The organism is Megasphaera sp., from assembly GCF_047831605.1.
In the GTDB taxonomy this organism is placed as follows: domain Bacteria; phylum Bacillota; class Negativicutes; order Veillonellales; family Megasphaeraceae; genus Megasphaera; species Megasphaera intestinihominis.
In genome coordinates this window covers 428,714-446,391 of the sequence record NZ_CP181255.1, presented here as the reverse complement: position 1 = coordinate 446,391, position 17,678 = coordinate 428,714, and the positions used below count along the sequence as shown (strand labels likewise).

The following is a 17,678-nucleotide window of genomic DNA, read 5'->3' as shown; positions in this document are numbered from 1 at the left end:
TGTTATGGAACTTATCCTACAACGAGGATTACCACACCAACAAAAAGCTGTAGATGCAATAAGTGCTGCTTTGAATGGGGTACAGATAGCTTCTCCTGTACAATTTTATGAAAATCCAAGTATTTCTCTTTCTGACCCTAAACTAGCTGCAAATATTAGAGAAATTCAAAAAAATATACCTGCAGAATATCGAAGCAGTATGCCTATTGGTGATTGCTTGAATATTGATATTAAAATGGAAACTGGTACAGGAAAGACTTACGTTTATACTCATACTATATATGAGCTTCATAAACGTTACGGACTTAATAAGTTTATCATCGCTGTACCTTCACTTGCGATTAAAGCAGGAACTGCGCAGTTTTTGCGTGATGAATATGTAAAGCGACATTTTTCCGATGTTTGTGGCTATGGTACAGAGATTGAAGTTGGAGTACTAGAAGCGCCAAAAAACAAGAAAAAGGGACGCTCCTATTTCCCGAGTGTTGTGAGCGACTTTGTAAAAGGTTCTTGCCAGAACACGAAGAAGATTTATGTATTATTAGTTAATATGCAACTACTTGTTGTCCGATCAAATGGTATGCTTAGCCGTGACGACTATGATTATGGAGTGGAAGGTTTTTATAGACCACTTGATGCTATTCGTGCAACAAACCCTGTTGTTATTATTGATGAGCCACACAGATTTTCTCGTGACCAGAAGGCATTTAAGGTTATCGTTGATGAAATAAAACCGCAGTGTATTATACGCTTTGGTGCTACCTTCCCTGAAACTACAAGTGGACGTGGAAAAAACAAAATAACCGTAAAAGACTACCAAAATCTGCTCTATGATTTAAATGCCTGTGAAGCCTTTAATCAGAATTTGATTAAGGGAGTAACGAAGGAACATTTTGAACCGGTATCCAAGCGTGAAGAAAAGGTGAAAATCACTTCCATCACAACCAAGGATTCTGTTACCTTTCAGTATAAAAAGCGTGATGAATCGACTAAAACATTTACTCTTAAAACTGGAGATTCACTATCTATCATTAATGAAGCTTTTGAGGGAATTACGATTCATGCTATTGGCAAATCAACAGTTGAGTTTTCTAATGGCATTCAAAAGTCATCTGGTGAGGAATTGGATGTCGATATCTATATGACCTCTTATCAAGAGCAGATGATACGCCTTGCCCTCGAACGTCATTTTGAAACAGAAAAAGCAAACTTCTGTGGACGCAATTTCAAGATCAAGACATTGGCATTATTTTTTATCGATGATATATCATCATATCGACCAAACGAGGAAGGTAAAACCCCTTATCTATTACAAGCTTTTGAGAGATTGCTTAAGGAACGGATAGAAACGGTGCTATCTACCCTCAGTGAGCATGATACAGAATATCGGGCATATCTGGAAGCAAGTCTTGCAGATATTTCTGCTTGCCATGCAGGCTATTTTTCACAGGACAATAGCGATTCGGATGAAGATATAGCAAAAGAAGTAGAAACCATCCTTCATGGAAAAAAGCATCTTCTCTCTTTCAAGAATAAAGACGGTAGCTATAACACTTTACGTTTTCTATTTTCAAAATGGACACTTAAAGAGGGCTGGGATAACCCTAATGTATTTACGATAGCTAAACTTCGTTCTAGCGGAAGTGAAAATAGTAAACTGCAAGAGGTTGGACGAGGTTTACGTCTACCTGTAGATGAGAATGGTAATAGAATCTCCAATGAAGAATTCCAGCTTAATTATATTGTTGACTTCACAGAGGCAGACTTTGCTAAACGATTAATAGACCAAATAAACGGGGAAATTCCACAAGCTTCTTCTATTAGCGAAGAAAGATTGGAACAAATGGCCAAGAAGCTTGGCATGACTTCTGATGAGCTTTTTGATGCACTATATGATAAACATTACATAGACAGGCGATTAAATATAAAACCCGATACAAGGGACGCTTTCTTTGCAGAATACCCGGACTTTGCTACAGGATTGTCTTCAGGTAAGGTAAAAGACCGAAATGTAGCAAAACCAAGACCTGTAAAAATCCGCAAAGCTGTTTACAGTGAAATACGCGAATTATGGGAAGCAATCAATCAACGATACCTACTTTTCTATGATGATGATCTGGATGCTGATATGGCTAAAGTTGTTTTATCTTTGCTGGAAAAACCCGGTGTTTTTACAGACGTTGTCATGACTAGCTCCAGAGATATCGTTAAGAGCGATGGCTCACAGATGATGATTGTTTCAGATACAGGTGCCCAATATATAGTATCCAAACCTATTCCCTACAATGAATTTCTTAAGAGGATCACAAATGCTACAAACATTCCAATTAAAGTATTGCATGAGGCATTGTGTGAGTATGTTAAGAGGAATGGAACTATAAATCCAGAACGTATTAATGAAAATTCTGTCAGCATGTTTATCCAACAATTTCATGACTGGAGAAGCAATAATTTGCAAGGTCGATTCCATTATGCAAAAAGCAATACGCCTGTTGGTGCAACAGCACTCACCTATTCAGACGGTTCTCCACGTGAAGATATTGCGCAGGGACGTATTGGCACAAAGATAGTTCCGGGAACTCCAAGTGAGAAGTATTTATATGATGCTTTCGCTTATGACTCACCGTTGGAACAAAAAAATATTATGTCGGACATCGAAGAAGTCATTGTATATGGAAAAATTCCACGTAGCAGCATTGCCATACCAACTATTACCGGTGGAATGTACAGTCCAGACTTCATGTATGTTGTAAGAAAGGCTTCCGGTGAGAAAGAGCTTAACATTGTAGTCGAAACAAAAGACGTAGAAAATAAATCCGACTTACGTGGTACAGAAAAAGCAAAAATTGATTGTGCTCGTGTTTTCTTTGATATGCTCTCGAAAGATGGATACACTGTTTATTTCCGTGATCAGTTAAACAACAAACAGATGGCTCAGATTATTAAGGAAGTATTGGCAGAGTAATTTAATTTAGGGGGGGTGAAAGATTGAGGTTAGAAGCATTTTTAATTAAACATTATCGGTCGATAGAAAAAGTGGCTCTTAAACTTCCTCAAAATAAGCCACTTGTCCTATTTGGACCGAATAACGCAGGAAAATCTAATATATTATCAGCTATAAATAGATTACTTGGTGAAAGGTATCCAACAAATATTGAGATGTTGGAAAGTGATTACTTTAAACGTAATCAAAGTGAATATCCTACCGCACAGATAACTGCTAAATTTTCTGAGCCTTTACATTATGATAGTAGAGGGAATGGACATGATGTGATAACTATAAGTTATAATTATAATGGACAGGCTAATAATAATCTTTTTCACGATGTTAATGGAAATACAGCACTTTACAACTTTTACGCTACCTCGGAAGTTGACGAAACCAGTTTACACAAGGCCTGCACTAAGTCCGTTGGATTTTTTGCGGTTTGGGCTTTAGAGACCAAAGTGCCTAAAAATATTTCACGCTGTATTTGCCAGCTTATATGGCTTCGCAGCTCTTGTGGACTGGCGTTTTGGTACTTCGCAAAATGCTTGTCCAGATACGGCAGCATTTTCAGGCTGCTGTGAACGAGGTTTACCAGGTTCACCCTATGTTCAATACCATTTTGGCGGCGAATCCGGTAGGCATTCAGCGACCAGAAGGCCTTCTGCTCATAGTAGTTGGTTTCGATGGCCCAACGCAGCTTGTACAGCTTCAAAGGATAATAGTCCATGCCTTCTGCCGGTGCGTCCCGTAGGATCTTTCGTTCCTGCCAGGCGCAGCTCATATGCAGGTCACTGGGATTCAGGGTGCTGAAGAAAAGCCGCCGGGAGCCAGATGTAGTGTAGCTGACATAAGCATGGATACGGCGATTCCCGCAGATATGGGTCAAAACAATCCGATGACCCACTTGCATACCGTCCATATTCCAGGACAGCGTAAAATCATTCATATGAATCCGCTTTCCTCGTTTTTTCGGGCGTCCCGGCTTGCCGTTAGGCAATGGCGGTAGTTCATACATTGCCGAATCACTGCGGACATTACAGATGATGTCCAGTCCGGAATACTGCAAAACCCGTTCTATCAGCGAGCTTTTAGCGTACCAACTGTCAAAGAGCAACAGTACCTGCCGGTCTTTCAGTAAGGGCATCACCTCCTCGATGAGGTCACCGGGTGTGTCAAGAGTTTTGTGTAAATCGATTCAATAAGCAACATCGTATTGCTGCATAAGCTGAGACATCCTGTCGTCCATGAGCAGCTGGTTCCGGACCATCGCCCAGTTTGCGACGTGACGACCCTTCCATTTTTTATAGAGCTCTTGGATGCGTAGGTAGAAAATCTTGAAGACTGCATCCTCGTTGGGGAAAGCGCCTTTCTTGGTCACCTTGCGGAAGCTAGAGTTGACGCTCTCGATGGCATTGGTCGTGTACATGATCTTGCGCACGGCACTGCCATAGTTATAGAGCTGCTCGACGTGTGAGAAATTGTTTTCCCATACGCTGACCGCGCCTGGATAAGCCTGCCAGTCGGTCTTGAACTTCTCGAATTCCTGACGGGCCTGCTTGACGTTGATGGCACCATAGATGAGCTTCAGCTGCTTCGTGAATGCACTCCACTGCTTGCGTGGGATGTAGCGGATGGAATTGCGGATGAGGTGTACGATGCAGCGCTGAACCGTGGCATGCGGGAATACAGCCTTGGCGCCTTCCTCCAATCCGCTCACGCCATCCATGGACAGGATGCCAAGATCCTTAACGCCGCGAGCCCGCAGCTCGTCGAAGATCTGCATCCAGGCATGCTTGCTCTCCGTCTCGTTGATCCAGAGGCCAAGGACATCCTTGCAGCCGTTGACGTCATAGGCAAGCATGACATAGACGGCCACCTGCTGGACGCCATACTCCGTGCGCAGCGATACGTAGATGCAGTCGACGAAAGCAAATGGATAGAACGACTGGAGCGGACGATTCCGCCATGCCTCGACCTCTTCCATGACGCAGCCTGTGATGGTGGAGATCTGTTCATGTGACATCTGGAAGCCGTAGATGTCTTCGATGGTTGCAGCGATGTCGCGTTGGCTCATGCCACGGGCATACATCGCCAGTACCTTGCCCTCGATGGACGAAACGTCGCGCTGGTGCTTCTTGATGATCTGCGGTTCAAACGTACTCTGGCGATCCCTAGGGACGCGGATAGGAACCTCGCCCAGAGAGGTCTTGAGCGTCTTGGATGAATAGCCGTTCCGGACATTGTCACCGTCTTCGGAGCGCTCATGCTTCTTATGGCCGAGATGATTTTCCATCTCACCTTTGAGCATGGACTCAAAAATGGGGCCAAAAATCTGCTTCAGGACGTCCTGTACGTCTTCCGCGCTCTTGATGTCGTAGTTGTTGAGGATTTGCTGAGCAATCTGCTCGCCTGGGGTAGTTGGTGGAGTTTTACACTTTGCCATTCTGTTACCGTCCTTATCTTTGTTTACCCCAGTATGGGGCATAAAGTAGATTCATGCAATACCAATTTACACAAACTATTTTACACTCCCCGCCTGGAAATCAATATAAGGTTCATTATAAAAAAGAAACAGTGGCCCCCAAAACACTGAATTTGAAGCAACAAAGAAAAATCAAGATGGGTGATAAAGTAACGGTTAGATTAAATGAAAGTACAAAGACATATATCATGATGAAAAACTCTAGAGGTTCTCTTACTGAATTAACAAAAGCATGTTTAGGGCACTCTGTAGGAGACGAGATTATCTACCAAAATAATAAAGGAAAAATCTTAGGAATTAAGTAGTCTAGCTGAACACGGCTGAAAAGGAGATTTTATGGATAAAACAATATTTTCTATAGGCGGGAAAAACTGCCTTATTTATTCAGCAGGGCAGCCGGTGTATCTATTGATACAGCCTGTGGATGACCATGATTGGGAGGTATTGGACGAACAGGTAACAGCCATTGCGAAGGCTGTCCAAGTACCTTTCGTTTTTGTCGCTTTTCTGGTAAAAGATTGGAATCAGGAATTATCTCCCTGGGATAGTCCTGCTGTTTTTGGGGGTTCTGATTTTGGGCATGGTGCAGCCGAAACCCTACACTTCGTAGAAACAGTTCTCTTGCCAGCTGTCCGCCTGCGATACCATTTACCTGAAGGCATCCCTGTTATTTTAGGCGGATATTCCCTGGCAGGGCTCTTTGCTTTGTGGTGCGCCTGGCAGACGCCAGCCTTCTCGGCTATTGCTGCCGCGTCGCCGTCGGTCTGGTTTCCCCATTGGCTGGATTATGCCAGTCAGCGGCCGCCACAGACACAGGCGATATACTTGAGCTTGGGTGACAAAGAAGAACGGACACGTAATCCTGTCATGGCGGCGGTAGGGGACTGTATTCGTCAGCAGTATGCCTGTTTAGCAGAATTGTCCCGCATGCAGGTGCTGTTGGAATGGAATAAGGGAAACCATTTCCAACAGACTGGGCAGCGTTGTGCTAAGGCTTTTTCATGGTGTGTGTCATCATTGGCGCAGGGGCCAGGCGGCGCCAGCAGCACCAGAGGATAGCCAGCCAGACGGGCATGATGAGGACGGCTGTGAGCATGTCCGGCATTTGGGTCATCATGAGGACGATGAAGCAGAGGAAGGCCAGGCAGAAATAGTCCGCTGTCGGATACCAGAGGGACGGGAACTTCGTGGTCTTGCCTGTTTTCTGGCAGTAAGTCTTGAATTTCAAGTGCGTCACGATGATCGTGACCCAGTTGATGATGGTAGCGCCGACTGTAAGGGACAGGAAGTACATGAAGATTTTTCCCGGGAAGAAGTAGGTCACGGCGACGACGAACAAGGTCAGGCCCGAGCAGAGGCAGAGTGTGTGGACCGGCACGCCCCGGGACGACAGCTTCTTGAACCACTGCGGGGCGTTGCCTTCTTCTGCCAGGCCGAAGGCGATGCGGGAATTGCCGTAAATGGCCGAGTTATAGACGGAAATGGCTGCCGCCAGGACGACGAAGTTGAGGAGATTGGCCGCTGCCGAGAAGCCGACGTTAGTGAAAATCTGGACGAAGGGACTGTTCTGTGTACCAATCTGGTTCCATGGCCACAAGGTCATGATGACGACCATGGTGCCGATGTAGAAGACGAGGATGCGCCAGATGATCTGGTTGATGGCCTTGGGCAGGGACCGTTCGGGATTTTCTGCTTCTCCCGCCGTGATGCCAATCAGTTCGACGCCGCCAAAGGAAAAGATGACCGTCACCATGGCCAGGCAGAAGCCCCAGATCCCGTTTGGCAGGATGCCGCCGTAATCCCAGAGATTGCTGAAATTCTGCGGGAAGGGCCGGCTGTCCTGGCAGATGAGCCAGGCGCCGAGGGCGATCATGCCCAGGATGGCCGCCACTTTGATGAAGGACATCCAGAATTCCGTTTCACCGTAGGCCCGGACGTTGACCAGATTGAGACAAGTGATGGCCATGAGACAGACCAGGGCCGTCACCCATTGCGGCAGGTCGGGCAGCCAGTAATGGACGTAGATGCCGACAGCTGTCAATTCGGCCATGCTGATGATGACATAAGAGAACCAGTAATTCCAGCCCAGCATGAAACCCGGGAAAGGGCCCCAGTACTTGTCGGCGTAATAACTGAAGGACCCGGACACCGGTTCTTCGACGGCCATTTCCCCCAACATGCGCATGATGAGGAAAATGACGATGCCGCAGATGAGATAGGCTGCGATGACCGACGACCCGCCCAGGGAAATGGTCGACGCCGACCCGTAAAACAATCCGGTACCAATAGCGCCGCCCAGGGCGATCATCTGGAGATGACGGTTTTTCAGGCCGCGCTGCATTTGTGATGCTTCTTTCACGATTAAGACCTCCTGACAAAAAAGACCGCACGAAAGTTTACACCCAAGGTGGTGTACCCCTTCGTGCGGTCGTTTTGCGATTACACTCTGTCTATTAGTATAGAACAAAAACGGAACTTGTCAATCCAAGAAGATATAGCCGCCGAATATGACCGGGCTGGCACAGTTCTGTCACAGCTGTGACGGGATGCTATCTTTTTCGACCGGGAAAAGCTATAATAAAATGGAAATAAAGAGCTATTATCAGGAAAGAAGGCTGATTCTGGTTGCAAGATGTATGCAGGACTCTCGATTGTGTTATAATGGCAGAGGAGGCGGGAAAAATGGGCCCATTCGTCGATGCGGACGGAAACCGGTGCAGTGTCAAACAGGTTGTGCGGAACCTCTTGAAAGAGGACGTGACCTATGAATTCATCGCACACGTTGCCCAATGCCCGCTAAAAACGGTAAAGGAAATTGCCGCGCAAGAAAAAAGCAATAGGGAGTGATTCATTTGAAAATCTTAGTTGTCATGGATGTCGATGCAAAACAGAAACAGTGGCTGGAAACAGCCGCCCCGGAAGCGGATTTTTGCTATTGTCCCGGTGATGGGACCCAGGCCGGTAAGGCACTGGATGAAGCGGACGTCATCATTGGCAATATCGCTCCTGACCTGGTGAAGAAAGCGTCACAGCTGCAGTGGCTCCAGCTCAACAGTGCCGGTGCCAACGAATACTGCCAGCCCGGCGTCCTGCCGGCCGGCGTCACCTTGACCAATGCGACCGGTGCCTATGGCCTGGCCTTGTCGGAACACATGCTGGCCCAGACACTGGCTATGATGAAGAAACTCTATCTTTACTATGACAATCAGCATCAGGCCCTGTGGCGCGACGAAGGGCCGGTCACGTCCCTCTATGGCGCGACGGTCGTCGTCGTCGGTTTTGGCAATATCGGCCGTAACTTCGGCCAGCGCGTCAAGGCCATGGGGGCACACGTCATCGGCTTGCGCCGCCGTCAGGGAGCCGTACCGCCCGAAGCTGACGAAATGGGGGATATGGCCCATTTCAATGAATACCTGGCGAAAGCGGATATCGTCGCTTCGTGCCTGCCCGATACGCCGGAAACGTATCATATCTATGATGCCGCGCGCTTTGCGGCCATGAAGAAAGGTGCTTATTTCGTCAATGTCGGCCGCGGCACCAATGTCGACCAGGCCGCTTTGCAGGAAGCCGTCGCCCAGGGCCATCTGGCCGGCGCTGCCCTGGATGTCACCGACCCGGAACCGCTGCCGTCGTCGGATCCCTTGTGGAAGACGCCGGGCATCTACATTACGCCGCACATCTCCGGCGGCTATCATCTCCAGGCGACACACGACTACATCGTCCGCATCGCCGCAGATAATCTCAAACGCTACCGGGCCGGCGACCCCCTGGAAAACATCGTCGACCTCATGACCGGGTATAAAGCATGAGAAAATGGCTTGTCACTAAGCGACAAGCCATTTTTTTAGGGGTTAGTGGTTAGCAGATGGTTTTGAATTTAAAGTCCTCTCTGCGAACTACAAACTCCCTGTACTACACTTATAGAGTAAAAGGAAGCTAGCCCCTAACCCCTAGCCCCCTAGCCACTAACCACTAACCACGGGCTTGACGATGGTGCCGGTTTTCCGGCAGGTGACGCGGCCGCTGGTCGTGTCGGTCAGGCTGGCGGCAAAGGCGTCGCTGCCGCTTTGCGGGACTTCCATGGTGAAGGTCACGTCGGCGGCGAAATCCCTGCCGGTAATGGTGCCGCCGTGGTCGGGGACGAAGCGTTCCATCGTGCTGACCAGGGGATAGGCGACAGTCGCCTTGAGGATCGTGAAGGGCGTATAGACGGCGATATCCGCGGCTTCCAGGGCCAGGGCGGCAGCGTGGCTGTAAGCCCGGATGAGGCCGCTGGCGCCGAGCTTGATGCCGCCGAAATAACGGGTGACGACGATGGCCGTATTGGTCAGGCCCTGCTTCTTGAGGACTTCCAGGATAGGACGGCCTGCCGTACCGGCCGGTTCGCCATCGTCGCTGGAACGCTGGAAACGGCCGTCCGGCCCGACCTGGTAGGCCGAGCAGTTGTGGCGGGCATCCCAGTATTTCTTTTTCATTTCCTCGATGAAGGCCGCCGCCTCGTCTTCGGATTTCACTTCGCAGACCGTCGCGATGAAGCGGGACTTCTTGATGACATATTCAGCGTCGGCCCGGCCGTAGACCGAGCGGATGAGAGATTCCATAACACACATCGTCCTTTACATTTTTCTTCCATCATACCATGGTTTAGTGGCTCGTGGCTAGTGGTTCGTGGCTCGTGGCTCGTAGGGGCTCGCACGTGGCGAGCCCGTCAGGCATATGTGAGATACTTGTGAATCGGATTTGCATGAACTTTAAATTTAAATCCATCCGCTAGCTGCTAACCACTCAAAAAGAGGCTGTCTTAATGCGACAGCCTCTTTTTGTAACACTTTATTTTTTGCCATTGATATTCAATAATGTTTTAATGGCCTCCTGTTTTTCCGGCGGCAAGGCGTGGATGGCCCGGATGATGTGGCTGTCGTCTTCGGTGATGGAAGCACAGAAGTCGCAGCTGTTGCCGTACTCTTCACTGCCTTTGCAGTACATGCCCGGCCGGCCGACGAGGATACAGATGGGAATCTGGAAAAAATCAGCCATTTTCAGGAGTACTGAAATATCCGGTGAATAGAGGCCTGTTTCCCAAGAATAGACGGCTTGTTTGGACATGCCAAAGAGGGCACCGAAAGCCGTCTGGGTTAAGCCCTTTTTTTTGCGATAATATCTAATTTCTTGTCCTAAAGTCATGCGCGTTCACTCTTTCTGTACACAATAGTCTCTGTTGTACACATTCAATTTCGTATACTATACAACACAATGTAATATACACTGATCATTATAATATGGAAATCATTATAATATGGATGATAAAAAGCGTCAACCGTATGATTCTAAGAACTTGCAAGTATTATGCTTAAATATAATATTGGGACGAAAAATGATACTTAAATTAAGAAAAATATTGATAAAAACATAGAGATGTATACGGAGTATAGAATAAAAAGCTATTTATGGCTGAAAAAGGCACGAATCAGGCGGACCAGGCTTTCCTGGTCGGCAGCGCCCATCAGTTCCCGGCACGAGTGCATGGCCGTAATGGGGATGCCGATATCCATGGCCCGCAGGGGGAGATTGGCTGAGAGCAGGGAACCCAAGGTCGAGCCGCCGGGGATGTCCGACCGGTTCATGAATACCTGATAGGGGATATCATTTTCACGGCAGAGGGATTTGACGACAGCTACGGCAGCGGCGTCCCCGGCATAGCGCTGGCTGCTGGCGATCTTCAGGGCGACGCCGCACCCCATGACGGGCTGGTTGGTGACGTCGCATTTTTCCGGCACGTTGGGATGGATGGCGTGGGCCACGTCGACAGAGAGCATGAAGGCCCGGGCCAGGTCGGCCGAGAAGTCATCGTCCGTCAGGCCGAAGGCGTGGTAGATGCGGTGCAGGATGTCCGGCAGGACGTGGGAGTCCGCCCCTTGTTTCGTCTGGCTGCCGACTTCTTCGTTGTCGAAGAGGGCGACGACGTTGAGGCCGTCGGAAGCGGCTGTTTCGGCAAGGCCCGTCAGGCAGGCCAGGACCGACGTCAGATTGTCCAGGCGCGGCGACGATACGAATTCATCGTGCCAGCCCAGGCGGCAGCCTTCTTCATAGGGATAGACCGTCAGGTCCCAGGACAGGATGGCTTCGGGCAGGCAGCGGCATTTTTCCGACAGGAAATCGAGGAAGAAATGGTCCGTCAGCTCGCGCTGGTCCAGGCCCATGAGGGGCAGCAGGTCTTTCTGCGGGTTGAGTTCGACGCCTTCATTGGCCCGGCGGTTCATGTGGATGGCCAGGCGGGGAATGGTCAGGATCGGTCTCCCTGCGTCGACGAGGCGGATTTCCGGCTGGAAGGCATCGCTGCCCTGGAGGGCCACGGTCCCGGCCAGGGACAGGGGACGGTCGAGCCACGATTCGCGCAGCAGGCCGCCGTAGACTTCGGCGTTCAGCTTGAGGTAGCCGTGCTGGCGGATTTCCGGCCGATATTTTATTCGCAGACAGGGGAAATCCGTATGGGCCGCGCTCAGGCGCAGGTGGCGGCGCACATCGGAACCCGTGCGGAAGGCGATGAGGCCCGAATCATAGAGGGGGACGTAATAGGCACCGTTCGGCGCCAGTTGCCACGCTTCGGACAGGGACAGGGCCTGGAAGCCGGCCCGGTCGAGATAATCCCGGCTGGCCTGGACCGTATGGTACGGCGACGGGCTGTGATGGATAAAATTCAATAAGTCCTGGATATAATCATAAGTCATGGAGGTCATCCTTTCTGACGAGATAGGTCGGTTATTTCAATAGTAGTTCTTATTATATCATATATATAAGATTCTATGGAATGATATGTTTTTTTGCGGCTTCCTCGCCAGCCATGGTATAATAAAAAGTATTTTATTTTTTGAAGGGACGCTTATGGATTTACACGTAATCTGTCAATTTTTAGGAAGGATCGCCTGGGCCCAGGCCGGCGTCATGGGTCTGCCACTGCTCATGGCCCTGGCTTTCGCCGAAGACAGCTGGCCGGCCTTTATGGGCACCATGGCCGTCTGTGCCCTGGCTGGCTGGGCTTTCCTGCGCTATGGCCACGTGCGGACGAAGAAACTGACCATGCGCGAAGGCATTGCTATCACCGGCCTGGGCTGGCTCCTGGCAACTTTTTTGGGGATGCTGCCTTATTGCCTCGGCGGCTACCTGAACTATTTCGACGGCCTGTTCGAGAGCATTTCCGGCTTTACCGGGACCGGGGCGACGGTCATCCCCGACTTGGAGGTCCTGCCACAGAGCCTCCTCTTCTGGCGCAGCCTGACCCACTGGCTCGGCGGCCTGGGCATCGTCGTCATCTTTATCGCCCTGCTGCCGGAAGCGGGCCAGTCGACGGTCTACATGTACAACGCCGAATCGACGGGGCCCACGCGGGAGCGGGTCCTGCCCAGGCTCCACGACATGACCCAGGTCCTGTTCCGCATGTACATGGCCTTCACGGCGGCGGCCTTCGTCATCTTCCTGCTCTGCGGCATGGATTTCCTCGGCTCCCTGAACCATGCCTTATCGACGGTCTCAGCCGGCGGCTTTTCCACGTACAACGCCAGTGCGGCTCACTTCGAGAGCCCGGCCGTCGAAGCCTGGATGACCTTCTTCATGATCCTCACGGGCGGCAACTACGGCCTGTACTACCAGGCCTGGCAGAAGGGCTGGCACGTCCTGCGGCGCAATACGGAATTCAAGGCCTACCTGCTGATCATCGCCGCGGCGACAGTCCTCATCGGCCTCAATCTCATGGACGGCTTCGACGTATCGGCGCCGACAGCCCTGCGCTATTCATCATTCCAGGCGGCGTCCATCGCGACGACGGGCTTCGTCTCGGCAGACTACGACCGCTGGCCGCCCTTTTCCAAAGGCATCCTGCTGGTGCTCATGATTTCCGGCGGCTGTGCCGGTTCGACGGCAGCGGGCCTCAAAGTCTCGCGCGTCGTCATCATGGTGCGCTACATCTGGCAGGCAGCCAAAGCCAAGCTCCATCCTCATCAGGTCTGGGGCCTGACCATCAACGGCCACCGCGTCGGCGACGATACGGTCGTCCGGGCGGCCCAGTTTTGCTTCCTCTACCTCATGTTCATCGCCCTCTGGGCCCTGCTGCTGACCTTTGACGGCATCAATACCTTCGACGCCATCGGCATCAGCGTGTCCACCATGGGCTGCATCGGCCCGGCCTTCGGCATCACCGGCGCGACCTGTACCTATGCCGAACTCTCGGTCTTCTCCAAATCCATCCTCTGCCTGTCCATGCTCCTAGGACGACTGGAAATGTTCACCCTCCTGGTCATGCTGCGCAAGAGCTTCTGGAAGTCCAGGAGCAGCTGGTAAATGAGAGAAAGATTAAATTTTGCTGAATTCAATTAAAGGACGATTAAATTTTCGAAAAGGGGTTAAAAAATAGGGCATACTATACATATAGATTCTTACAGTATATGTATAGGAGGGATTGTCATGAAGAAATTCGTAGCTTTGGCCCTGATTTTGGCAGGCGTGGTCCTGTTCCAATTCGCCTCTGACTTTGAAAACGCTTTTAGTGAGCCACCGCCGGCCGTAGAAGAGCCATTGCCGGAAAAAGCCTTTGTCTATGTCACGGGAGCCGTTAAGAATCCTGGCCTCTATGCGCTGGAAACGGGGAAAACGGCTGGCGAAGCCGTAGAAGCAGCTGGCGGCATGATTGCCTATGCCGATACGGGAGCCGTCAATTTAGCAGACCGCGCAGAAGACGGTGCCCATATCCACGTGCCCTATGATTTCCAGGGGATTCCCGAAAATCCGGCGGAAGCCGGCAAGGTATCTTTGAACCGAGCCGATGAGAAAGCCCTTACGGACCTGCCCGGCATCGGACCAGCTATGGCGGCTAATATCATCGCTTATCGCCAGGAACACGGCTCTTTTGGCAGTATCGAAGAACTACAGAAGGTCAAAGGCATCGGTCCGGCGAAGTTCGCCAAGCTGAAAGATTTGGTGTGCTTATGATGGGAAAGGTTAAACCGGAATGGGTCAGCCTGTCCCTGGTCCTGGCCCTGGCTGGGGGCATTACCCTGGCAGATGTGCTTTCTTTGGCTTTGAGCCTTTGGATTTCTTTGTTCCTGCTGTCTTTGCTGGGCCTATTCTTTTTCCGGTCCCGCAGCCGTATTGCCCTAGTTGTCTGTCTGGTCCTGGCGGCTCTTAGTCTGGGCGCCGGCCGTCTCCAGCTGGAGGCAGAGCGCTGCGAAGCCCTGCCGCATCAGGCAGCTGGTGCCAGGCTGACCGTGGAAGGGACGCTGCAAGAACGGCGCAGTACCTATACGAATGAAAAGGGACAGGTCGGACGGTACATTATGCAGGTCCGGCGCTATTCCTATGACGGGGAAGCGGACGTACAGCCTGGAAACGGCTGTATCTATGTGACTTTGCTGGAACCGCAGGTCGTAGGCAGTACGGTTGTCGTCACTGGCGACAGCCGGCCTTTGACATACTATAAAAATGACGGCATGTACGACGCCCTCCATCGCGACCGGGAAAAAGCGATTTACTTGCGGCTGTTTGCCGATGATGGGGAAAAGGTGGTCGTGACGGCTCCGCCAGGTCGCTGGGAGGCCTTTTTGCAGGATTTGCGCCAGGCTTTGACCGGGCGTTATGAGGTCATCCTCGGCGAGACGTATGCACCGGTACTGGCTAGTCTGCTCTTTGGCGGCCATTACGAGGACTTGCCGCCAGGTCTGCTGGAATCGTTCAGTACGACCGGGCTGATTCATATATTATCTGTTTCCGGGTCTCACGTGGCTTTGCTGCTGGCCGTCATCCAGCTCATAGGCCGCGTCCTGGGATTGCGGCCGCGCAGCTTGTGTTGTATTTCTGTGACTTTTCTCTTCTTATATGGCGCGTTGTCGGATTTTTCGTCGCCTGTCGTCCGGGCGTCCCTCATGGGGGCCGCCAGTGCCTTGAGCCTGACGGCGCGGCGCGAATACCTGGCCGGTCATGCTCTGGCCCTGGCTATGGCCGGGATGCTGCTTTACAGCCCATACCTTTGTTTTGACTTGAGTTTCCGCCTGTCCTGTGGCGCCTCGGCAGGCATCATTCTTTTTCAGCGGCCCGTAAGCTCCTGGTTTGCGGGTCTGCCTTCGTTTTTGCGGGATTGCCTGACTGTCTGTGTGGCGGCCCAGATTCTGGTCGTGCCCCTCTTGTTTTCGGCGTTCTTTTCTTTTCCCGTCTATTCGCTGGTGGCCAATGTCCTGGTCGCACCGGTCTTGGACCTGGTCATGGTCCTCGGCCTGTTGGCGTCGGTCCTGTCCCTCTTGTGGGGCAGCGCTGCCGATATGGTGTTGTGGCTCATCAAGCCCTTGCTGGTCCTGGCCCTGAAGGGCAATGCCTTCATCGCCGCCTTGCCGGGGAGCCGCTTCTGGGCCGGTCAGCCGTCGAAGTGGGCCTGTTTGGCCTGGTATCTGGCTGTAGTCTTTGTCTTTTGCCCCTCTTTTCGCAGGCGCATGGGTCCGCCCTTGCTGGCCTGTCTGGCGGCGGCCTGGTTCCTGCGGCCATCCGGGCCGGGCGTCCTGGTCCTCGATGCCGGACGGGACCAGGTGACGGCTGTCATTCATGAGGATAAATCGGCCGATATATGGTATAATAAATCGAGATTCGCCAACCCCGACCAGGCAGCTGTCGTCGTGACGCCGGCTTTGCGGGCTCAGGGTGTCTTTCGTCTTCGCCAATGTCGTGTCGATGGCGACGGGGCGGATCATACGCTGGCCTTGCTGCGGCGGGATTTTACCCTCCTGTCCGGGACGGGGAGCGGCGATGTGCCTTTTCGCTGTCTGCCGTCAGCGTCGTCGGCTTTTCCCGACGGGCCGTTGTGTCTGGAATTTCGGTCCCTGGCGGGCTGGAATGGCCGGGATTTCCCCGTATCGGCCATGGCGACCATTGTCTATGCTTCGCGCCGCGGCGATGAGGCCTTGACGGAATGGGGCGAAACGGCGGCATTTCATGGAAGACCCTGTTATACTCCGGGCCGGGACGGTCAGATTCGGCTGTATCGCTGGCGGGGGCAGTGGTGCATTTCTACGTTTAATGAGGAACAGTCATGGAATATAAGAAACATATAATGATTATTTATGGGACAGAACCTTATGTCATGGAAGACGGGCGCCGGCGTTTCCTGGCGGCTGCTAATAAGCGGGCCGGCGGCGAGGCCGAGGTCCAGTCTTTCCAGAAGGATGCGGTAGCGGCGACGGTCGTCGAATCCTTCCAGGGGGCGAGTCTCTTTAGCAGTGGGACAGTCACGATTTGGTATGACTGTCCCTTTCTGCCGCTCAAGCGCGGCGGCCGGTCGCGGAGTAAGCTCACCAAGGAAGAGCAGTGGTTCCTGGACGAAGCCCGGCGGCTCAGTGACGAGAACAGCCTTTTGTTTTATACTAAGGGCAAGATGGATACGGGCAGTGCTTTTTTCAAGGCCCTGAAGCCCATGGCCGACGTCGTGGCGGCGGAAGCGGTGACGGAAAAGACGGTCATGCCCTATGTGACGGACTATTTGAAAGGCAAGGGCAAGCGTCTGACCAGCCGGGCCGTGGCCTATCTGCGGGCTCTGTTCCAGACTTGGGGTGATATTTCCCTGCTCTATGTCTTTTCGGAGCTGGAAAAGTTGTGCATCACCGTGCCCGACGACAGGCAGAGCGTCGATGTGGCCGATTTGCAGGACCTCTTTGCCGGGACGATGGAAAAGAATCTCTTCACCTTTATGGATGAATTTTTGCGGCGCAATGGGGAAAAGACCCTGCCTTTTTTGGAAGGCCTGTTCAGCCGGCAAGATGCGTTTTTGAAGAATACGGGCTATATGTTGTCGCGCCTGCGCCTGCTCCTGGCTTATAAGGAATTGCGCCGGGCCCATGCCGGCCAGCACCAGTGCGAACAGATCCTGCAGACCATCAATAAGGGCCGCAGCGTAAAATATGTCTTATACCACTTGCAAAAAGTGGCATCTTATTGGAAAATAGAAGAGTTGGAAAGTTGTATTTGCCAAATTTTTACGCTCCAGCTCCATATCCGCCGCGGCACGGCGTCGCCGGCCGATATGGGACCCCTTATTTGTTTGTATTGTAGGTAGGGGCCGCCTACGGCGGCCCGCAGGTCGCAGGTCGCAGTTCGCCTCCCCTCATAGGGGAGGTGGCCTGAAAGGCCGGAGAGGTTGATTTGCCGTTTGCAGGAGCAGTTGAAATATAGAGAAAA

The 17,678-nt window shown here is 51.6% G+C and carries 14 protein-coding genes and 1 pseudogene; 9 read left to right on the top strand and 6 right to left on the bottom strand.

The features are described from left to right. Nucleotides 1–4: 4 nt before the first annotated feature. Together ACFWUB_RS02175 and ACFWUB_RS02170 are read left to right on the top strand one after the other, a co-directional pair. A complete protein-coding gene (locus ACFWUB_RS02175; RefSeq protein WP_416184138.1) occupies nt 5–2,965 on the top strand; it encodes a type III restriction-modification system endonuclease in 2,961 nt (986 codons plus the stop codon). Between the two features lie 71 nt (nt 2,966–3,036). Further along, nucleotides 3,037–3,174 (top strand): annotated as a pseudogene (locus ACFWUB_RS02170) (hypothetical protein); the annotation flags it as partial. A gap of 182 nt (nt 3,175–3,356) precedes the next feature. Here the strand turns inward: ACFWUB_RS02170 and ACFWUB_RS02165 are convergent. Both ACFWUB_RS02165 and ACFWUB_RS02160 read right to left on the bottom strand, forming a co-directional pair. After that, nucleotides 3,357–4,133, bottom strand: coding sequence for a transposase (locus ACFWUB_RS02165; RefSeq protein WP_416184137.1), 777 nt, complete (start codon nt 4,131–4,133; stop codon nt 3,357–3,359). Nucleotides 4,134–4,184: 51 nt separating this feature from the next. Beyond that, nucleotides 4,185–5,432, bottom strand: a complete 1,248-nt coding sequence (locus ACFWUB_RS02160; protein ID WP_020311933.1) for an IS256 family transposase — start codon at nt 5,430–5,432, stop codon at nt 4,185–4,187. A 53-nt stretch (nt 5,433–5,485) separates the two neighbouring features. On the opposite strand from ACFWUB_RS02160, the gene ACFWUB_RS02155 reads away from it, so the two are divergent. Next, nucleotides 5,486–5,776 carry a hypothetical protein gene (locus ACFWUB_RS02155; RefSeq protein WP_416184136.1) on the top strand — a complete coding sequence of 97 codons (291 nt, stop codon included), beginning with the start codon at nt 5,486–5,488 and terminating at the stop codon, nt 5,774–5,776. A gap of 31 nt (nt 5,777–5,807) precedes the next feature. After that, nucleotides 5,808–6,530 (top strand): alpha/beta hydrolase-fold protein, encoded by a 723-nt coding sequence (locus ACFWUB_RS02150; protein WP_416184135.1) that lies wholly within the window; start codon nt 5,808–5,810, stop codon nt 6,528–6,530. Here ACFWUB_RS02150 and ACFWUB_RS02145 read toward each other — a convergent pair. Beyond that, nucleotides 6,460–7,830: an amino acid permease gene (locus ACFWUB_RS02145; RefSeq protein WP_416184134.1), complete on the bottom strand. Its 1,371-nt coding sequence runs from the start codon at nt 7,828–7,830 to the stop codon at nt 6,460–6,462. The genes ACFWUB_RS02150 and ACFWUB_RS02145 overlap by 71 nt on opposite strands. 493 nt (nt 7,831–8,323) lie before the next feature. On the opposite strand from ACFWUB_RS02145, the gene ACFWUB_RS02140 reads away from it, so the two are divergent. Further along, a complete protein-coding gene (locus ACFWUB_RS02140) occupies nt 8,324–9,280 on the top strand; it encodes a D-2-hydroxyacid dehydrogenase (RefSeq protein ID WP_416184133.1) in 957 nt (318 codons plus the stop codon). 156 nt (nt 9,281–9,436) lie between these two features. Here ACFWUB_RS02140 and ACFWUB_RS02135 read toward each other — a convergent pair whose 3' ends face one another. The 3 genes from ACFWUB_RS02135 to ACFWUB_RS02125 all read right to left on the bottom strand — a co-directional run bounded on the left by ACFWUB_RS02135 (nt 9,437) and on the right by ACFWUB_RS02125 (nt 12,199). After that, the gene (locus ACFWUB_RS02135) at nt 9,437–10,072 is read right to left on the bottom strand and encodes a YigZ family protein (RefSeq protein ID WP_416184132.1); all 636 of its coding nucleotides are present in this window, start codon (nt 10,070–10,072) and stop codon (nt 9,437–9,439) included. Nucleotides 10,073–10,301: 229 nt separating this feature from the next. Next, entirely contained in the window at nt 10,302–10,655 is a 354-nt protein-coding gene (locus ACFWUB_RS02130) for a helix-turn-helix transcriptional regulator (RefSeq protein WP_416184131.1), read from the bottom strand. 257 nt (nt 10,656–10,912) lie between these two features. After that, a complete protein-coding gene (locus ACFWUB_RS02125; RefSeq protein ID WP_020310219.1) occupies nt 10,913–12,199 on the bottom strand; it encodes a M18 family aminopeptidase in 1,287 nt (428 codons plus the stop codon). Nucleotides 12,200–12,353: 154 nt separating this feature from the next. On the opposite strand from ACFWUB_RS02125, the gene ACFWUB_RS02120 reads away from it, so the two are divergent. From ACFWUB_RS02120 to holA, 4 genes are all read left to right on the top strand, one after another. After that, nucleotides 12,354–13,805 carry a TrkH family potassium uptake protein gene (locus tag ACFWUB_RS02120; RefSeq protein WP_416184130.1) on the top strand — a complete coding sequence of 484 codons (1,452 nt, stop codon included), beginning with the start codon at nt 12,354–12,356 and terminating at the stop codon, nt 13,803–13,805. Between the two features lie 123 nt (nt 13,806–13,928). Next, nucleotides 13,929–14,453, top strand: coding sequence for a helix-hairpin-helix domain-containing protein (locus ACFWUB_RS02115; RefSeq protein WP_020310220.1), 525 nt, complete (start codon nt 13,929–13,931; stop codon nt 14,451–14,453). Continuing rightward, the gene (locus ACFWUB_RS02110) at nt 14,450–16,558 is read left to right on the top strand and encodes a ComEC/Rec2 family competence protein (protein ID WP_416184129.1); all 2,109 of its coding nucleotides are present in this window, start codon (nt 14,450–14,452) and stop codon (nt 16,556–16,558) included. Before ACFWUB_RS02115 ends, ACFWUB_RS02110 begins: the two co-directional genes overlap by 4 nt. Further along, nucleotides 16,537–17,556, top strand: a complete 1,020-nt coding sequence (gene holA / locus ACFWUB_RS02105) for a DNA polymerase III subunit delta (protein WP_416184128.1) — start codon at nt 16,537–16,539, stop codon at nt 17,554–17,556. The genes ACFWUB_RS02110 and holA overlap by 22 nt, the downstream gene beginning before the upstream one ends. The last annotated feature ends 122 nt before the right edge of the window (nt 17,557–17,678 follow it).